We start from the raw sequence: 19,351 nt of genomic DNA, 5'->3' as shown, positions 1-19,351 counted from the left end.
TCCTCCTCGGGGTGCGGTTCGGTTTGATGCAGTTCGGGCCGATCCGGTTCGTTCGGTTCGAGCCGGTTCGGTTCGAACCGGTGGCGTCAGTCCTCGCGCCGGGCCGCCCCGGCCACGGCGACGTTCAGGAAGCGCGGTACGGGCCGCTCCCGCGCGCGGAAGTCCTCCGTGACGGCCGCCCGCACCGCCGCCAGCCGGGACGCGGGCAGCAGGACCAGCGCGCTCCGCGCCGGTCCCGGCCCGGGCGGCCAGGCGCTCAGGGCCCCCGCCCGGCGGGCCAGTTCCACGGCCCGGGCCAGCTCCGCCGCCCGATCCGCCGGCTCCCCGCGCACGGCCACGAGCACCAGGCGGGCGTCCGAGGCGGGCGGGTCGAAGGCGCTGTAGCGGTGGGGCCGTGGCCCGGTCCCGAGCAGCAGCGCCCTGCCGGGCAGCGCGAACAGCACGGCCCGGCGCAGGGCGTCGTCCCCGTCCGGAACCGCTGCCGCCAGCAGCCGGGCCAGCCGCGCCCGGTCGGGCTCCGTCCCGCACGGAGCGTGCACGTCGGCCACCGCGAGCGCCACCGCGCAGTCGGCCGGCTCGGCCGTGGCCAGCCCGGCGGCGTCCGTGAGGGAGCCCTGCACGTGCAGGTCGCTCCCGCCCAGGCCGTGGCCGGCCCGGGCCAGCGCGCGCAGCACCGCGTACGGGCGGGCGGCCCAGGCGGGGGCGGCGGGCGCCGGCCCGGAGAGGGCCAGCGGCAGATCGCAGCTGTCGGCGGGGTGGCCGAGCGAGCTGAGCCGCACCATCCCGTCGTCCCGCGGCGCCGCGGCGGCGGCAACGGGCCAGCCGGCCGCCGCGACGAGCCCGGGGGAGCCCAGGTGGAAGGCGTGGGGCGCGCTCCAGACGGCGGCGGGCGGCCGCCCGTGCGCCGCCTCGAGGGCGTAGGCGACGAGCCGGAACAACGGGTCTGCCCCGGCCCGCCGGGCGAGGCCACCGCCGGAGCCCGGTCCGGTGCCCGCGGCGCCGGAGCCGGTCGGGCCGCCCTCGGGGGCGGGGGCGGGGTGGTCGCAGCGGCCGGGGGCGTCGTCGGGTGCGCGGGGGCTCCGGTGGCGGGCCGGTGGGGCGGGGGCGTCATCGGGTGTCCTTGCGGGCCAGCATGCGGTAGGCGTTCCCGCCGTCTGTGGCGCGGGCCGCCGCCGTGCGGAGGGCGTCGAGGACCGCCGCGGCGGCGAAGCACGGCACGGCCGCCGCGCGTACGGCCCCCGCGCGGACCCGGGCGCCGGTCGTGGCCGGGGGACCCCAGGGCCGGTCCGGATCCGGGCCCAGCCGGGTCGCGGTCAGGGCCACCGCGCCGAAGAAGTCGTTGCCCTGGTGGGCGGGGCCGTGTTCCTCCGCCAGCACCGTGAACCCCCGGTCGGCCAGCGCCTCCCGCAGGTTCGCGGCCGGCATCAGGTGCTGGTGCTGCGGCTGGAACCAGGGCAGCCAGGCCGGCCCCAGCAGCGCGGCCATCCGCGACTGCGGATCGGGGAGCTCGATCGCCAGGAAGCCGCCCGGTGTCAAGGCGATGGCCGCCGCGTCCAGTTCGGCGAGCGGATCGCGGGTGTGCTCCAGGTAGTGGTACATGCTGACGACCTCGTACCGGCCGGCCAGCTTCTGCGCGTACTCCGGGAACTGTCCCCGGAAGCCGGCCTCCACCCAGCCGCGCCGTTCCGCCTCCAGCACCCCGTCGCCCATGTCGAGCCCGTCGAACCGGGTCCCGGGCCAGACCGTCCGTGCCGCGTTGCAGAAGTGCCCGTGCCCGGTGCCGACGTCCAGCCAGGACGCCGGATCGGCGTACGGGAGGAGCATCTCGGCCCGCCGCCGGTACGTGGCACCGAGCCGCCCGAAGACCTGGCCGGCGCCCTCGCCGCCGCGCCCGTCGTAGAAGTCCCGGTAGTAGAACTCCAGCCCCTCCGGCGTCAGCCGGGGGTTCTGGAAGACGTGCCCGCAGTCACCGCACCGCTCCAGGGTGAACCGCCCGGGCTTGCCCTGGAGCAGGTCCGGCACCCGGACGCGGACCGTGAGCCGGTCCGAGCCGCACCAGGGGCAGTCCGGCCGGCGCGGTTCGAGGAACCGCTCCGTCCCGCCGGACAGGTCGGCCCGGTACGCGGCCGCCACCGTGGCAGCGGTGTCCCGTCCGTCCTCCCGTCCCTGGCCGGCTGCCGCCAGTCCCGTCCGCAGGGCGGTGCGCAGGGAGCGCACCGGCCGGGCGGCGGTGGCCCGGGCCAGGTCGGCGGGGCGCAGCGGGGAGCGGGGGCCGCCGAGCGCGAGGTACGGCTGGAGCCAGTACAGCCCGGCCGCCGCCGCCCCCCACCGGCCCTGGCGCAGGGCGACGCCGCCGAGCAGCGCCAGCCCGGCCAGCTGGGCGACGGACACGGCCCCGGGCGGCAGACCTTGCGCCCGCAACTCGGCCACACGGGCCCGGCCCGCCACTGCCCCGGTCCGGGGCGGCCCGGCCCTCCGCGTTCCGCCATCCGCCGCCCCGGCCCCCTGGTCCTCGGCGTTCCGGAGCCCGGCCCTCAGCGCCTCGGCCTTCCACCGCCCGGCCACCACCAAGGCGGCCACCAGCGCTCGGCTCTTCCGGGCCTTGGCCCAGCCAACCGCTACCCGTGGCTTGCCGAGGCCCGCCGCCCGGCCCTCGGTCGACGGATTCGCGGCTGCCAGTGCCCCGGCCGCACCGCCCCGGGGCTCCGGGGCCGCGTACGGCAGGGCCCCGGCTCCTTGGGCCCCCGCCGCCTGAGCCCCCGCCGTCTGAGCCCCCGCGGCCTGGGCTTCGGCCGGTGGTGCCGTGGTCCGCCGGGGCTGGGTCGGCCCGGGTGTTGCCGCCGGGGCCTTTGCCGTCTCAGGCCCGGCGGCCCCATGGGGTCCGGTCCCTCGGCGCCCCGGCGCCCCCGCCTCTGCCGCCACCAGCGGTGCCGTTGCGGACCCGGTGGCCTGGGACGGGCCGGGGCCTGCGGTGGGGCGGGACGACAGGCCGCAGCTCAGGCCCGGGGCGATGGCCAGGCCCGTGGCTCCGGCGGCGTACTCCTTCAAACGCCGGACCAGCGCCATGAGTTCCGCCGGCTTCGGCCGGGGGCCACCCGGCTCCACCCCTGCCCGTGCCAGCGCCTCCTCGGCGACCAGGACCGCGAACCCGGCGCCACGCCCCTCCCCGAGGCGGTCCTGCCGGTACCCGGTGGGATCCACCAGGCGCAACAGGCCCAGGACCCGTTCGGCCTCGAGATCGGCGGGCAGCAGGTCCAGCACCCGCAGCCCCTCCCGGTCCGCGTACGCGCGGGCCGCCAGGAAGGTGGCCGCGTCCGGCACCACCCCCGGGGCGGTGAGCAGCCGCCACCCGGCGGCCCCGGGCAGCCCGGCCGCCGCCGGCGGGGCGGCGGGCAGCACCGGGACCGCGCGGAGCCGCCGGCCGGCCCGTACGGTGCCCGCGCCGAGCGCGGCCAGGAGCACCGCAGAGGTCCAGCGGACCCGGGAGAGCGGGGGACTCGTCATGTCAGCTTCTCCAACCGGTCGGCCGCGGCGGCGGCTCCGCCCGCCGCGGAGAAGGAGGCCTGAATCTTCCGGGCGGCCCGGCGGGGGCCGGGCCGGTCCAGCACGGCCGTGAGCGCGTCACGCAGTTCCCCGGCCCCGGTCCGGGCGAACCGGAGCCGGACCCCGGCCCCCGCGAGGACGACCTGCCGGGCCACGATCGGCTGGTCGTCCCGGATCGGTGCCACCACCAGCGGCAGTCCGAACGCCAGCGCCTCGCAGACGGTGTTGTGTCCGCCGTGGCAGACCACCGCGTCCAGGTGCGGCAGCAACTCCAGCTGTGGCACCCGCTCCTGAAGGATCATGTGTCCGGGTGCGTCCCCCACCAGCGCGGCGGGAGCCGCCAGCACCAGCTGCACCCGTGCGGCGAGCTGCGCGGCCGCGCCCAGTACGGCCCGGTAGAACCGGGCGCCGGCCTCCTGGTTGAGGGTGCCCAGGGACACCAGCACCCGCAGCCGGTCCGGGTCCAGCCGCTGCCACGGGAACCCCGGAACGGCCGGGCGGGCCCCGAAGGCCGGCCCCACGAAGGCGTAGTGATCCGGGTACCCCTCCTGCGCGCCCACGAGTCCGGGCGTCGAGAAGACCAGCACCAGACGGTCGGAGAAGCGCGGGTCCCAGCCCCCGCCGGTGTCGCCGAACTCCGCCAGCAGCCCCGAGATCCGCTCGTCCACCCACTCCCCGACCTTCGGGAAATCGGCGAAGGGACGGGTGAGTTCGGCCGACGTGGTCGCCGAGGTCACCCACGGAATCCCGAGCCGCCGCGCGACCAGCGGCCCCGCCAGGGCCTGCTGGTCGCAGACCATCAGGTCCGGCGCGAACCCGGCGGCGGCCCGCTCCACCCCCGGCACCATCGCCCGGGCTAGCGGCACCAGCGCCTCCTCCCACAGGAACCGCAGCGCCCCGACCCCGCGCAGATCACGCCACCGCTCGTGCAGCGCCGCATAACCGCCCGCCGCGCCCCCGCCGCCCGCGTCCTCCTCCCCGGCCGGCAGGATCCGGGCCCGGCCGGGCAGCAGCCGGGCCAGCGCCGGCGCAGGCCCGGTCCACGCCACCTCGTGCCCCCGGGCGGCCAGTTCGGCCCCCACGGCGGCGGTCGGATTGACGTGCCCCGCCAGCGGGGGCACGGTGAAGAGCACCCTCATGGCACCAGAGCCCCCGCCCGCGGCCGCCGGGCCGCCGTCGCACCGAGATGGGCCAGGACGGCGCGCCGCAGCACCCCGCTGCTCTCCTTGAGCACGTCGTGCCCCAGCCCCGGCAGGATCCGCAACCTGGCACGCGCCGCGTTCCGGACCAACTCCCTGGCACCCGGAACCAGTTCGGAGTGCTCCCCGCACACGACCAGCACCGGGCAGCGCAGCCGGGCGTAGTCCGCCGGGGTGAAGGTCCGGCTGCGGGCGATGTCGTCGATCAGTGAGGTGTGGTTGAGGAGCGCCTCCGCGATGGCCGTGAGACGGGCGGCCTTGCGCAGGCGCAGCCCGAGCAGTTCCTCCGGCACCGGGCTGTCCTCCAGGCTGAGGGCGGCGGCGGACAGGGTGTCCAGCATGTTCTCCACCCAGGGCCCGCTGAGCGGCGGTTCGAGGAGGGTGAGCCCGGTGACCAGGTCGGGCCGGGCCAGGGCGGCGTGCAGGGCAAGGGTGCCGCCGTAGCTGTTGCCGACCAGGTGGAGCGGGCGCCGTCCGAGGCCGAGCGCGCCGAGCAGCCCGAGGAGGTCCGCCACGGCGGTGTGGCTGTCGTAGCCGGAGGCCGGGCGCTCGGTGCGGCCGTGGCCGCGCAGGTCGTACAGGAGGACCTCGTGCCCGGCCCGGACGGCCGGCAGGGCCAGGGGGCAGTAGAAGGAGGACAGGTTGTCGACGACGAGGCCGTGGAGGAAGACCACCAGCGGCTCGTCGGGGCCGGCCGGCACGGCGGCCGGCAGCTGTTGCACGTGTAAGCGCAGGGAACCCGCGCGGACGAAGGACACGGCGGCCTCAGCCGGCCGCGCGGGACGAGGACGACGAGGACGACGAGGACCCGGAGGGCGACGAGGACGGGGAGGGCGACGAGGACGACGAGGGCGGGGAGGCGGACGGGGTGCGCGCGAGCGAGTGATGGGTGATCCGGCCGATGTGGGTGACGAGTTCGCCCACGGACATGGCCAGGATCGCCTCCATGTCCTTCTCCGCAAGGAAGCCCATCAGGTCCACCTCCGCGCCGTAGCGGTGGTGCAGCGCCTCGGCCAGGGCGACGAACTCGACGCTCTCCAGGGCGAGGTCCTCGTTGAAGGTCGTCCGCATCGTCACCTCGTCCGCGAGGAGGTACTCGTCGCCGACGATCTCCACCAGCATGCCGGTGATCTCGGCGAGGACGTCAGATGCCATGGTGTGTCTCCGTGAGGTCGAAGGGGACGCCGGCCGCCGGGCCTTGGGCGGTCCAGGCGACGACGTGGTCGGGCGGGGCGGTGCCGGACGGGGCGGTGCCGCCCGGGTGGGTGCCGGGCGCGGCGGTGGCGGCCGGGGTGGTGGAGAGCAGGGTGGTGCGGACCGGGTACGGGTGGCCGCCGGGGGAGTGCACCAGCAGACCGCCGCCGTCCGGGCCGGCCTCCGGGTCGCCCGAGACCCGCCAGTCCCGGGGCCGGCCGCCGAGCCCGCGGCCCTCCGCCTTGGCCGCGGCCTCCTTGGCGCACCACAGGGTGGTGAGCGCGGAGGCCAGGCCCGTACCCGCCGCGGCGGCCAGGGCCTCGGCGAGGCGGAGTTCACCCGGCCCCAGCGCGATCCGGACCAGCGCGTCCGGGTCGGCGGTCACCTGCTCCACGTCGATCCCCAGCGCCCGCCCCGGCCCGGCGAGGGCGACGGCGATCCGGTCCTTGTGGGCGATCGTCAGCCGAAGGCCCCGGGTGAGCGGGCCCAGCGCCAGCGGACGGCCCGCGGGATCGTTGCCGACGGGCACCTCCACCGGGAACACCGGACCGGCGCCACCGTCCCACAGCACCTGCCGCAGGGCGTCCTTGGCCGCGATCCGCCCCAGCAGCCACGGCCCCCGGGCCCGCGGCGACAGCCGCCCGTACGCCTCCCGTTCCGCGGCGCCCAGGTAGCGGCGCATCACCAGCTCCTGGGAGGCGGGATCGCTCCAGCGCCGCCGGGCCAGGCACCAACCCCCCGGCTGGGGCTCGCCGATGCCGCACACCTCGGGGGTGAACTTCATCGGCCAGACCCGTTCGTCGGCGCCGAAGCGGCGGTACGTCCACCCCTCGATCCGGGCCCACACCCCGCCGTCGGCCCGGACCAGCTCGAGGTCCCCGCGCACGGTGACCTCCCGCACCTCGCGCACCCGGGCGGTGACGCGCAGCAGTTCGCCGGGCGCCGGCGGCGGCCCGTAGAAGCGGATCCGGCCGACGGTGGCCGGGAACACCAGCCGGTCCACCGGGAGCCGCAGCTGCATCCAGTGCCCGAACAGCTGGCCGGCGGCGTCGAGGAGGGCCCCCGGGGAGGGGAGCGCCCGCACGACCCCCTCGATGCCGTCCGCGGCCACGGTGCGCACCTCGTGCACGGCGGCGAAGCGCGGCCCGTGGAACATCCACCGGTCACGGTAGAGCGCCGCCGCGCTGACGGGGCGGGGCGCGGGTCGCGCAGGGGAGCGGCGTCGGGGGCGGGCGGCCGCTCGTACCGCTCGCCGAACAGGACGACGACGGAGGCGTACTCTCCGATCGCCACCCGGAGCCGCCCCGGCCCCTCGTCGCGGACCTCGGCCACGACGTCGAGGGCCGGTTCCACGGACAGCCAGCGCAGGGCCCGCACGTCCTCGAACCCGGTGACGGCGAGGCCGCGCGGGGCGTACCGGCGGGCGGCGTCGGCCGCGAGCTCCAGCATCGTGGTCATGGGCACGACCGGGAACCGGTCGGATTCCTCGGGCCAGCCGTCGGGCTGGAGGTACACGCAGTGGTCGCGCACGTAGGGCAACGTGGCGAGGGAGATCCGCAGGCCGAGCTTCCCCGTGGCCCTTCCCGCACCGTTGGTTACCACGGGCGCCGGGCCGACCCCCTGTCCCGGCCCCGGCGGCCGCGTGCCCGTGCCGGCGGCCGGCCCCAGCAGGCTCCCGGCGGACCCGGGGTCGGCCCCGGCGGGCGGGGCCGACGACAGGCCAGGCCGGGCCCCGTCCGGGTGGCCACGCACAGCGGCCTGTGCCGCCTGTGCCGCTTGAGCTGTCTGGGCTGCCTGCGAGACCTGACCCGCCTGAGCGGCCTGGCCTGCCGTGCCGGTGGCGTGCGACGAACCTGCCGTCGATGCCGCCGGTAGGCCGCCGAGGGCGGTCCGGGCCCCTTCGCCCAGGCGGACGAGCGGGGAACCGAGATCCAGCGGAACGGCGCGCCCCCGGGTAGCGGGCCCGGTGGCGGCCTGGGGCGGGGCCGGCCGGGAGACGGGGGCGGTGGACGGGGACGGGGACGGGGACGCGAGCCTGGCCCAGTCAGGGGTGTGGCCCTCCGCCCAGAGGGCCGCGCAGAGACGGTTCAGGGACGCCAGTCCCGTCAGCCGGGGGGAGGAGGCCGCCACCGACAGGTGGGGGCGGTCGCGCAGGGTGTCCTCGACGAACCCCGGCAGGCTGCCCGGCCCCAGTGTGACGAAGCTGCGCACGCCCTCCTCCTCGTACAGCCGCAGCGTCAGCTCGCGGAAGCGGACCGGCTCCAGGAGGTGGCGTACCACCAGCTCCCGCACCTCCCGCTCCCCGGAGGGGAACGGCGCGCAGGTGGTGGCCGACCAGACCGGCACCGCACCCGGCCGCAGCGGCAGCCGGGCGAACGCGGCCCGGACCTGCCCGAGGTACGGCTCCCACATCGGGGTGTGGAACCCCGAACGGAACGGCAGTTCCTGCCCGAGCACCCCCTCCCCGCGCAACCGCGCGACCACCGCCGCCACTTGGTCGGGCTCACCGCAGACCACCGACTGGTGCGGGCAGTTGTCGTGGCTGACCACCACCCGGTCCAGCCCGTGCAGCGCCGCCCGCGCCCGCCCGGCACCGCAGCCCAGAGCCGCGTACACGAGGTCCGGGACCTTCAGCGAGCCCGGCCGCAGCGAGTCGAGGAAGGCGTCGGCCGCCTCCTGCGGGTAGAGGCCGGCGGCGACCATCGCCGCCCACTCCCCGAGGCTGTGCCCCGCCAGCACGTCCGCCCCGATGCCGAGCGCCGGCAGCACGCGGGCGAAGAAGCGGCCCGTCGCGAGGGCGTCCAGGGCCCGCTCCACGAGCCCGTCACCGCGCCCGAGACGGGGCCGGGGCAGTGCCAGCAGGTCCGCCACGTCGTCCACCACCGGGGCGAACTCCGGCTCCAGGCCCGGGAACAGGAACGCCGTGCGCCCGCCCAGCGGCGCCGGACTGAACCACACGTCCCCGCGCCCCCGCCAGGCCCGCCCGCGCGCCACCGCCTTCGCGGCCAGCGCGAGCCGCTGCGGGCTCGGCCCGACCACCGCGAGCCGGCAGGGCCCCTCCCCTCCGGACACGGGAGCATCCGCGGCCAGCAGGGCCGCCAGCCCGGCCGGGTCCTGCGCCGCCAGCAGCAGCACGTCGCCGGGCGCGCGCGGAGTCCCCACGGGCACGGCCGGCCCCGCCGGAGGCAGGAACCTGCGCACCGGAAGCGCCGCCGGCCGGCCGGCGCCCGGAGCCTCCTCCAGCACCACGTGCGCGTTGATCCCCCCGAAGCCGAAGGCGTTGACCCCCGCCCGGCGCGGGCCGGCCCCCCGCTCCCACGGCTCGGCGGCGGTCACCGGGCGCATCCGGGTCCGGGCCAGATCCGGGTGGGGATCCTCCAGGTGCAGCGTCGGCGGCAGCACCCCCTCGTGCACCGCCAGTGCCGCCTTGATCAGTCCCGCCATGCCGGAGGCCTGCATGGTGTGCCCCAGCATGGACTTGACCGACCCCAGACCGACGCCCGGCCCGTCGCCCCGCCCCGGCGGCCCGAACACCCGGGCCAGGGTGTCCAGTTCGGCCGCGTCGCCCACCGGCGTGCCCGTGCCGTGCGCCTCCACCAGTCCCAGCGCGCCCGGCTCCCGCGGATCCAGCCCGGCCTCCCGCCAGGCCCGTTCCAGCGCCCTCACCTGGCCCGCGACCAGCGGGCTCATCAGGCTCGCCGCCCTCCCGTCCCCGTCCACCCCCGTCCCGCGGACCACCGCGTAAACCCGGTCGCCGTCCCGCCGCGCGTCCGCCAGCCGCTTCAGCAGCACCACCCCGGTCCCCTCGGACAGCAGCGTCCCGTCCGCCCGCCGGTCGAAGGGGCGGATCCGCTCGCTCGGGCTCAGCGCCCGCAGCTGTGTGAACACGCTCCACAGGGTGGCGATGTGGCAGTGGTGCACCGCCCCCGCGACCACCACGTCGCAGCGCCCGGCCGCCAGCAGCCCGACCGCCTGGTCCACGGCGAGCAGCGAGGAGGCGCAGGCCGCGTCCAGGGTGTAGGCGGGACCGCGGAAGTCCAGCCGGTTCGCGGTCCGCGCGGCGGTGAAGCTGGGAACCAGCCCGATCGACGCATCGGGCCGCTCCGGGCCCAGCGCCGCCTGGAACGCCGACCGCACCTCGGCGATCCGCCGTTCCCCGAGCTCCGGCGCCACCTCCCGCAGCGTCTGCGCCAACTGGTGTGCCGTACGCACCCGTTGGTCCAGCCGGGCGGTGGCCACCCCCATGAACCCGCCGCGCCCCAGCACCACACCGATCCGGGAGCGGTCGGCCGGCAGCCGCCCCTCACCGCCCGCGTCCGCGATCGCCTCGGCCGTCGCGTGCAGGGCCAGCAGCTGATCCGGCTCCGCCCCCTCCACGGCGGCCGGCATGATCCCGAACCGGGTCGGGTCGAACTGGGCCAGCCCGTCCACGAATCCGCCGCGCCGGCAGTAGAACCGGTCCCCGGCCGGGGGACGGCCGACGGCGGCGCCCTCCGGGTCGTAGTACACCTCCGGGTCCCACCGCTCCGGCGGAACCTCGCCGATGCAGTCCGCACCGGAGAACAGGTTGCGCCGGTACGCGGCCAGGTCGGCGGCTCCCGGGAACACCGCGCCCATCCCGACGATCGCCGCGTCGGACGGCCGCGGGCCGCGCGGCTGCCGCTCACTCATGGCCGTCCCCCTCCGCGGGCACCGGTGCCGCCGCCGTCAGGACCACCTGTACGTCGTTCCCGTAGGCGAGTTCACCGAGGAACGCGGTGGTCCCGGCGTCCGGATCGATGAGCGGGATCCCGCGCTCCGCGTACGCCCGCGCCAGCTCGGGCGTGACCATCCCGCCCGCCTCCGCCGCCCACGGACCCCAGTCCACGGACAGCACCCGGCCCGGGAAGGAATGCGCCCAGGTGTGTGCGAGGCCGTCGAGGGCGTCGTTGGCGGCGGCGTAGTCGCTCTGCCCGCGGTTGCCGTACACCCCGGCGACACTCCCGAACAGGGCCAGGAACCGGGGCGCGGGGCCGGACCCGTGGTCGGCGGCCGCGGCGGCGAGGTGACGGGCGCCGGCCACCTTGGCGGCGAACACCTCGGCGAAGTCCTCCGGCCGCTTGTCGCGCAGCAGCCCGTCCCGCAGCAGGCCCGCGCCGTGCACCAGCCCGTCGAGCCGCCCGTGCCGGGCCCGTACGTCCGCCACGACGGCCCGCACCGCGTCCTCGTCCGTGACGTCGGCGCGGTGGTAGCGGACGGACGCCGCCACACCGGCCAGGGCGGCCAGGGTCGCGCGCACCTCCCGCTCGGCGAGGATCCGGGAGGCGGCCGCCTCGATCTCGGCGGGGGTCCGCAGGCCCGAGGCGATCAGTGCGGCGCGCAGGGCCACCCGGTCCTGGGCCTGCCCGAACCCGTCGGGGGCGGCCGGGGGTTCGGGAGTCCGGCCGATCAGCTCGACGTGGCACCCGGTGGCGCGGGCCAGCGCGAGGGCCGTCCGGGCGGTGATCCCCCGGGCCCCGCCGGTGAGCAGCACCACCGAGTCCGGGCCGAGGGGCGGCGCGGGCTCGCCGGCCGCGTACAGCGGAGCGGGCACCGGGCGGCGGACGAACCGGGTGCCGTCCAGGGCGTAGCCGACGGAGACGGGCCCGTCGTCGCCGGGCGCGCAGCCGAGTTCCGCGAGCAGCCGGGCGGCGATCCGTGCGGGCTCCTCCTTCGGGTGGACCTCCACGGCACGGACCAGCGCGCCGGGGAATTCCAGGGCGGCGCTGCGGGCGAACCCGTGCAGACCGGCCCCGGCCGTACCGGGCACACCGGCGAGGACCAGCCGGCCGGCGCCGCCGACCAGGGCCCTCCGCAGCCCGGCGAAGGCCCCGGGCAGCGCGGGCTCGCCGCCGCCCCGCAGCCCGGACAGCTCGACGATCCCGTCCCAGCCGCCCTCGGCGGCATCGAGCACCCCGACCTCGGCCCCCTGATCCCGCAGCAGCCCGGCGAGGGAACCGGCCACCCCCTGCCCGTCCCCGACGACCCCGACGCGCAGCCCGCGCAGCCGCCCCGGCTCCCCGTCGGCCGCCCCCACGGGAACGCGCTCCACCCGGAGCCGCACGACCGCGCCCGGTCCAGGGGCGGCCTCAGCGCCCGGCCCCTGCCCCCGCCCCCAGCCGGGGCTGCCGTCGCCCACGCTCCTGCGGCCGGTCCGGGGTTCCCGGCCCCGGCGGCAGGCGTGGCAGCACCCGGGCCCGTGCCCGTGTCCGGGAGCGCGGCCGAGTCGGCGCCCGTGAGCGCGGCCGGGACGGGCTCCGGCGGCCGGGCCGGTTCCGCGTCGCCCGCGTGGCCGACGACCCAGTCCACGATCCCGCGCAAGGTCTTGATCCGGGACAGCTCCTCGACCGCCGTCCCCTCGGATCCTCCGGCGTCCCGGGGGAGACCGATGCGGTCGGCCAGGGCGCCGATGATCTCCACCCGCTTGATGGAGTCGATGGACAGGTCCGCCTCCAGGTCCAGCCCGGGGTCGAGCATGTCCGGGGGATAGCCGGTCCGCGTCTGGACGATCTCCAGCACCACGTCCATGACCTCCTCGGCCGTACGAGGCCCCCCGCCGCCGGAGCCCGTGGCCCCGGGCGGCACGCCCGGTCCCTCCGCCGCCCAGGGCGCGGACGCCGTGGCACCGTCCGCCCCGGCCAGGGGCGTCCAGCCGCCCCCCGTGTCCGTCGGCCCGGCCCACGGCGAGGGCGCCGCCCGGGGCGCCGGTTCCGGCATCCACCCGGTGGCGGAGTCCGCCGGCGCCACCCCGGGCAGGGCTCCGTTCAGGGTCCCCCGATCCAGGGGCCACCCGGTGGCGGGGTCTGCCGGTGCCCACCAGGGGCCGGCTTCCGCCGGGGCGCCGGCCTCCGCCTCGGCTGCGGGCGACCACCCGCCCCCGGAACCGGCCGGTGCCGCCGCGGACGCCGCTTGTGCCCAGGCGGCCGGGTCCACCGCCGGTCCAAGGCCCGTACCGACGGCGGCCACGGGCGGTTCGCCGCTCCGGGCCGCACCGGCCGGCCCGGGAAGGGCGGATGCCCCAGCCCCCAGGTACCCCAACAGCACCTCCCGCTGCGCGGCGACCAGTTCGCGGGCCCCGCGCAGGTACTCCAGCACGGCCGCGTCCCGGGGCCCGGCGGACGGGCCACCGGTCCCGTACGGCGTCGGCCCGAGGGCGGACGGGGCGGCCGCCGCCCCCGCGGGGGCGTCCCGGAGCCCGGCCGGGCGGTCCTCGGCCCGGGCCGCGGCGCTCCGGGAGCCGACGGATGGGAAACCGGCCCCGTTCAGCGGGTGGCCCGTCACCCCGTGCGGCGCCGTCCAGTGGTCGGAGGACGGGACCGCCGCCCCGTTCAGCGGGTGGCCCGTCACCCCGTGCGGCGTCGTCCGGGGGCCGGGGGACGGGACAGCCGCCGCGGGCGGAGCCGTGCGCGGGTCGGGCGGGTAGCCCGTTGCCCCGTGCGGCGTCGTGCGGTGGCCGGCCACCGGGACACCCGCCCCGGGCGGGGCCTTCCAGGGGTCGGACGGGTGGGCCGCCGTCCCGTCCGGCGTGAGCCAGGGACCGTACGGGTGGCGGGCCGCCACCGCGTCGGGCCCCGTCCCGGCTTCCGGCGCGTACACGACGCTCCCCGGCGCCATCACAGGACCCGACGGCCGAGCGCCCGGTTCGGGCCGGGCGGGGCGGTGGCCGGTCGCGGCGGGGGCCGGGGCGGGCTCGGGGGCCGCGGCCGCGAGGGGGACCCGGCGGGCCGGGTGGAGACCGCCGGGTACCGGGGCGCCGGAGGCGGTGCGGACCAGGTGGCCGTCGACCAGCCAGCCCGGGCGGTTCGGAGCCCGCTCCGGAAGGCGCCGGGTCCGGCCCCGGAACAGGGCCTCCGGGGCCACCGGTACGCCCGCGGCCACGAGTTCCGCCAGGGCCGTCACCAGCCGCACCAGGCCGTGCTCGCCCGGGACGTCCAGCGGGACCACCGTGTGCGGCCGGCCCTGGAGTATCCTGCCGACCAGCCCGGAGAGGACCCGCCCGGGGCCCGCTTCCACGAAGGTCCGCACCCCGGCCGCGTACATGGACTCCACCTGCTCCACGAACCGGACCGGTTCCGCCACCTGCCGCGCGAGCAGGGCCCGTACGGCATCCGCGCCGGCCGGATACGGCTGCGCCGTGGTGTTCGACCACACCGGCACGGCGGCCCCGCCCAGTTCCGTACCGGCCAGCTCGGCGGCGAGGGCCCCGGAGGCCCCCGCGACCACCTCGCTGTGGAAGGCGCAGGCCACCGGGATCGGCTGCGCCGACAGGCCGGCCTCCCGCAGTGCTGACACCGCCCGCTCCACCGCCGCCGCCGGGCCCGAAACCACGCACTGCCGCGGTGCGTTGTGGTTCGCCACCACGCACCCGGCCCGCTCGGCGATCTCCCGCACCTCCTCCGGGGCCGCCGACACCGCCGCCATCGTCCCCGGATCCGCCCCGGCGGCCGCCAGGATCGCCTCCGCACGGCGCACGCTCAGCCGCAGCAGCTCCGGCATGCCGTACACCCCGGCCGCCCACAGCGCGGTCAGCTCCCCGTACGAGTGCCCGGCCACGGCGTCCGGCCGTACGCCGAGCCGCCCGAGCAGCAGGTGCGCGGCCGCCCCGGCCAGGCCCAGGGCCGGCTGGGCCACCCGGGTGTCGGTGACCGCGGCCCGCCGCGCCTCCCGCCCCGCGGCGCCGAAGGCCGCCGGCGGGAACACCGCCTGGACGACGTTCGCCGGGGCCTCGTCCAGCAGTTCGCGCAGCGGGGGGAAGGCGGTGAACAACTCGCCCAACATGCCCGGGCGTTGGCTGCCCTGACCGGGGAAGAGGAACGCCGTCCGGCCCGGATCCGCCGACTCCTCCCGTACGTGCACCCCCGCGCCCGGAGTGAAGGTTCGGGCCCGCTCCAGGCGGCCCGCGAGCTCCGTCAGGTCCCCGGCCACGACCGCGACCCGCACCGGACCCGTGCCCGAGGCGGCCGCCTCCGCCGCGAGGTCCCGCAGGGCCCACGGCCGGCCGGCCGCGTCGTTCTCCTCCAGCCGCGCGGCGAGCCGTGCCATCGCCCGGCCCGCCGCCCGCCGGTCCTCGCCCCGGAAGCAGAACAGCTCGGCCGGCCACTCCTCCAGTCCGTGCGCCGGCTCCCCGGCGCCGTCGTAACCGGCCAGCACGGCGTGGTAGTTGGTGCCCCCGAAGCCGAAAGCGCTCACCCCGGCGATCCGCCGGCGCGCGGGCACGGCCCACGGCCGGGCCTCCGCGTCGAAGAAGAAGGGACTGTCCGGCTCCCGCCAGGCCGGGTTCGGCGACTCGATGTGCAGAGTGGGCGGCCGTACGCCCGCGTGGACCGCCCGGGCCGCCTTGATCAGCCCGGCCAGCCCGGCCGCGCACTTGGTGTGCCCGAGCTGGGACTTCACCGAGCCCAGCGCACACGAGCCCGGAGCCGCCCCGGAGTCGGTGAACAGCTCGGTGAGGACCGCCAGTTCGGTACTGTCCCCGACGACCGTACCGGTTCCGTGCGCCTCCACCAGCCCCACCTCGGCCGGGCTGACCCCCGCCCGGGCGTAGGCCCGTTCCAGCGCCCGGCGCTGTCCTTCCGGCCGGGGCGCGGTCAGGCCGAGCGACCGCCCGTCACTGGCCGACCCGACCGCCTTGACCACGGCGTACACCCGGTCACCGTCCCGTTCGGCGTCCGCGAGGCGCTTGAGCACCAGGACGCCGGCCCCCTCGCCGAGGGCGATCCCGTCGGCCGCCGCGTCGAAGGGCCGGCAGCGGCCACCGGGGGAGAGGGCGCGGACCGAGGAGAACATCAGGTAGTCGTTGATGCCGTTGTGCACGTCGGCGCCCCCGCACAGCACCATGTCGGCGTCCCCGTCGCGCAGGTGGCGGCAGGCGAGGTCCAGGGCGGCCAGCGAGGACGCGCAGGCCGCGTCGACCGTGCAGTTGGCGCCGCCCAGGTCGAGCCGGTTGGCCACCCGGCCGGCGATGACGTTGGCCAGGACGCCGGGGAAGGAGTCCTCGGTGAGCCGGGGCAGCTGCCCCTCCAGCCCGGCCGGTACCGCTCCCAGGTAGGACGGCAGGAGCGCGCGCAGCCCGTACGCGCCCGCCAGCTCCGTACCGGCCTCCGCGCCGAAGACCACGGCCGTCCGGGACCGGTCGAACTCCCGTCCCTTGTCGTAGCCGGCGTCGGCGAGGGCCCGCGCGGAGATCTCCAGGGCCAGCAGCTGGACGGGTTCGATCCCGGCCAGGGAGGCCGGCGGGATACCGTGCGCGAGGGCGTCGAAGGGTACCGGGCCGAGGAAGCCGCCCCACCGGGAGGGGGTGCGCTCGCCCGCCCGCGCGGGGTCGGGATCGTAGTAGAGGGCCGGGTCCCAGCGCTCGGCCGGCACCTCGGTGACCGCGTCCGTACCGTCCAGGATCCGCGCCCAGTAGGCGGCGAGGTCGGGGGAGCCGGGGTAGGCGCAGGCCATGCCGACGATGGCGACGTCCAGCGGTGCGGCGGCGTCCCGCTCGGCCTCCTGCGGGACGAGGAGTTCCCGGGCCCGCCGTTCCAGGAACCGCGTCGCGCCCTCGGTCACCTGGGCGTGCAGCTCCGCGACGGTGGTGGTGGCGTTCCGCAGGGTGGCGGCCTGCCCGAGCATGAACAGTCCGTCGGTGTACTGCTGTTCCTCGTCCACGGCCTCCAGCCGGCCCGCACCGGCGGGAACCGGCGGCCCGGCCGGGAGGGGTCCGCCGACGGCTTCCGGCCCACCGCCGGCGCCGGGCGCGGGCAGCCGCTCCGGCCCGCCGCCCGGGCCGCCCTCCGATCCGGCGATGCCTTCCGCCCCGGCCATGCCCTCAGGCCCGGCGATGCCTTCCGCCCCGGCGATGCCCTCAGGCCCGGCGGTGCCTTCCGCCCGGGCCATGCCCTCAGGCCCGGCGGTGCCTTCCGCCCGGGCCATGCCCTCAGGCCCGGCGATGCCTTCCGCCCGGGCCATGCCCTCGGCCCGGGCCATGCCCTCGGCCCGGGCCATGCCCTCGGCCCGGGCCATGCCCTCGGCCCGGGCCATGCCCTCGGCCCCGGCGATGACTTCCAGCCCGGCGACGCCCTCGGCCCCGGCGATGCCTTCCGCCCGGGTGACGCTCCCCGGCTCCCCGCTGCGTCGACGCAGTCCCTTCGCCGCGATGCGCAGGCGGCCCAGGTTGAGCCGTTCGAGCTCCTCCCACACCGCGCGCGGTTCCGCCCCGTCGTCCGTGAGCCGCTGCCGCGCGGCCTCGAAGGCGTCGGCGTACGGGGTCGGCGCGCAGCGCGTGGCGTGTCCCGGGGCGGTGTGCAGCAGGACGGTCTCCGTGCACTCGACCGCCGTCCGCTGGAAGACGGGGAGCAGCGCCCCGCAGTCCACGGCCTCCCGGGTGAACAGGTAGGCGGTGCCCATCAGGACGCCGATCCGCGCGCCCCGTCCGGTCAGCGGTGCCGCGGCCGCCACCGCCATGGCGGCGGAGCGTTCGTCGTGGATGCCGCCCGCGAACAGCACGTCCAGTTCCCGTGGTTCGGGACAGGACAGCAGGAGCTCGATCTGCTCCTCCCACAGCGGGAAGGAGGCCCGTGGCCCCACGTGCCCGCCGCACTCCAGCCCCTCGAAGACGAACCGCCGTGCCCCCTCGGCGAGATACCGCTCCAGCAGCCCCGGCGAAGGCACATGGAGGTGGGTCCGGATCCCGGCCGCCTCCAGGGGCGCCGCCTGTGCCGGGGTGCCGCCCGCGATGATCGCGTACGGGGGGCGGGCCCCGGCCACCGCCGCCAGCTGCTCCCGTCGCAGCGCCTCCGGGGCGAAGCCGAGCAGGCCCACCCCCCAGGGGCGGTCCCCCAGCCGCGAGGCGGTCTCGGCCAGCAGGGCACGGACGTCCGGGCCCTCCATCACCGCGAGCGCCAGGTACGGCAGCCCGCCCGCGGCGGCGACGGCCTCGGCGAAAGCCGCCTGATCGCTCACCCGGGTCATGGGACCCTGCGCCACGGGGAACGGACGCTCCAGCGGCCGGGCCCGTACGGCGGTCTCGAGGTGCCCGGTGACGGCCGCCCGTACGGCCTGGACCACTCCGCCGGTGGTCCGGTGACGGGCGGCCAGCCGGGCCGCCGAGGCCCCGTCCTGCCCGACGGGCAGCAGCTGCGCCCGCAGGTCCCGGGCGCCGAGCAGCGCGGGCACGGGCCCCTCGGGCGGGGTGAGATCGGGCCGGGTGAACACCCGGTGCCCGTCGGCCAGCCGGGTCTCGGACCCGTCCATGGCCCGCAGCACCGCCGCCACTTCGGCGGGCAGCGCGTCCTCGGCCTCGGAGGTCAGGGCGAGTTGTACGTCGAGCAGCACTCCGGCGGCCCCGCCCGCCACCGCGGCGGCCGCGGTGTGCGGCCCGATCCCCCCGCAGACCCGCACGGGAACCCCGGGGCCGGAGTCACCGAGCAACTGCTGCAGGAGCACGAAGGAGGTGGCCCCGCCCACCCGGCCGCCGGACTCGTGCCCCTTGGCGACGAGCCCGTCCGCTCCGGCGGCCACCGCCGCGGCCGCCTCCTGCGGGCTGGTGACCTCGGCCCAGAGCCGGGGCCGGCCGGCCGCCGAGGCCCAGGCGGCCAGCCGGTCCGGGGTGTACCGGACGGGGTCGGCCAGCAGCACGGTGTCCACCTCGGGCGGCAGCTCGTCCGGGCCGGTCGGGCAGCCCGCGGGCACCCGTACGCCGTACCGGCGGTTGCCGTTGCCGCCGCTCGCGTCACCGCCGCGGCCGAGCAGCCGGGCCAGCTCGTCGAAGGCGCGCCGTGCGGCATCCGGGTCCCGGCCGAGGTCGAGCAGCCCCAGGGCCCCGGCGCGCGCGGCCGCGCTCACGACACGGGGGTGCGGCTCCTCGAACGGGCTGACCACGACGACCAGATCGCGGATGGCGGCGGACTGCGGGGGAGGGGTCACGGACGCTCCTCTTCCAGTGCTGTGTGACATGACGCAGTGCGGGCGGAAGAACGGGGGAGAGCGGGGTGAGGCGTGCGGTGACGCAGTGAGGCGGCGGCTGCCATCACGGGGCCGCGGGGAGCACGCGGGCGGCGGGAACCCGGATGTGTACCGGATTGAACAAGGGTCAAGCTCCCGGCGCCGCGATGCATCGTGCGAGCGGCGTCGCGCACTGTCAACAGCCATGCGGAACACCCCCCTTCGCGCCCCCGGAGCCCCTGCGGGCCCTCGTGCGGGCCGCCGGCGCCGGCGGCCCGGCGCCCCTCTCCGTCTGACCAGCGGCATCGGCGGCGGGGGGCCCGTGCACCGGAGCACGCGCGGGCGTACGGAGGCGCCCCCGGCTCATGCCGCACCGGCATGCCTTGCCGCCCATCCGGTATGAACGGGCCCCGGAAATCGTGCAGTTGTTCATCCAGGCGCTCTTACGGCGGCATGCTCACGCCGTTACC

Annotated in this window: 8 protein-coding genes and 1 pseudogene; all 9 read right to left on the bottom strand. The window is 78.0% G+C overall.

All coding sequences use genetic code 11. From position 1 onward, the window contains the following. Positions 1–86: 86 nt before the first annotated feature. The 9 genes and pseudogenes from B4U46_RS02340 to B4U46_RS36175 all read right to left on the bottom strand — a co-directional run bounded on the left by B4U46_RS02340 (position 87) and on the right by B4U46_RS36175 (position 18,863). Positions 87–938 (bottom strand): hypothetical protein, encoded by an 852-nt coding sequence (locus B4U46_RS02340; RefSeq protein WP_079423597.1) that lies wholly within the window; start codon positions 936–938, stop codon positions 87–89. 169 nt (positions 939–1,107) lie between these two features. Continuing rightward, a complete protein-coding gene (locus B4U46_RS40250) occupies positions 1,108–3,504 on the bottom strand; it encodes a class I SAM-dependent methyltransferase (RefSeq protein ID WP_311736955.1) in 2,397 nt (798 codons plus the stop codon). Continuing rightward, a complete protein-coding gene (locus B4U46_RS02330) occupies positions 3,501–4,682 on the bottom strand; it encodes a glycosyltransferase (RefSeq protein WP_079423595.1) in 1,182 nt (393 codons plus the stop codon). Before B4U46_RS02330 ends, B4U46_RS40250 begins: the two co-directional genes overlap by 4 nt. After that, positions 4,679–5,464 carry an alpha/beta fold hydrolase gene (locus B4U46_RS02325; protein WP_237292553.1) on the bottom strand — a complete coding sequence of 262 codons (786 nt, stop codon included), beginning with the start codon at positions 5,462–5,464 and terminating at the stop codon, positions 4,679–4,681. The genes B4U46_RS02330 and B4U46_RS02325 overlap by 4 nt, the downstream gene beginning before the upstream one ends. Positions 5,465–5,507: 43 nt before the next feature. Further along, positions 5,508–5,897 carry an acyl carrier protein gene (locus B4U46_RS02320; RefSeq protein WP_237292545.1) on the bottom strand — a complete coding sequence of 130 codons (390 nt, stop codon included), beginning with the start codon at positions 5,895–5,897 and terminating at the stop codon, positions 5,508–5,510. After that, the gene (locus B4U46_RS38810; protein WP_237293262.1) at positions 5,887–7,299 is read right to left on the bottom strand and encodes a polyketide synthase dehydratase domain-containing protein; all 1,413 of its coding nucleotides are present in this window, start codon (positions 7,297–7,299) and stop codon (positions 5,887–5,889) included. The genes B4U46_RS02320 and B4U46_RS38810 overlap by 11 nt, the downstream gene beginning before the upstream one ends. Before the next feature lie 758 nt (positions 7,300–8,057). After that, a pseudogene (locus B4U46_RS40015) lies at positions 8,058–10,553 on the bottom strand (beta-ketoacyl synthase N-terminal-like domain-containing protein); the annotation flags it as partial. Between the two features lie 46 nt (positions 10,554–10,599). Beyond that, complete coding sequence (locus B4U46_RS38795) at positions 10,600–11,448, bottom strand: SDR family NAD(P)-dependent oxidoreductase (protein WP_237293261.1); 849 nt, start codon at positions 11,446–11,448, stop codon at positions 10,600–10,602. Next, positions 11,364–18,863, bottom strand: a complete 7,500-nt coding sequence (locus B4U46_RS36175) for a type I polyketide synthase (protein WP_079423591.1) — start codon at positions 18,861–18,863, stop codon at positions 11,364–11,366. The genes B4U46_RS38795 and B4U46_RS36175 overlap by 85 nt, the downstream gene beginning before the upstream one ends. Between the last annotated feature and the right edge of the window lie 488 nt (positions 18,864–19,351).

The organism is Streptomyces katrae, assembly GCF_002028425.1.
Lineage (GTDB): Bacteria > Actinomycetota > Actinomycetes > Streptomycetales > Streptomycetaceae > Streptomyces > Streptomyces katrae_A.
The sequence above is the reverse complement of the archived record's forward strand: the minus strand, read 5'-3'. Positions and strand labels throughout refer to the sequence as shown.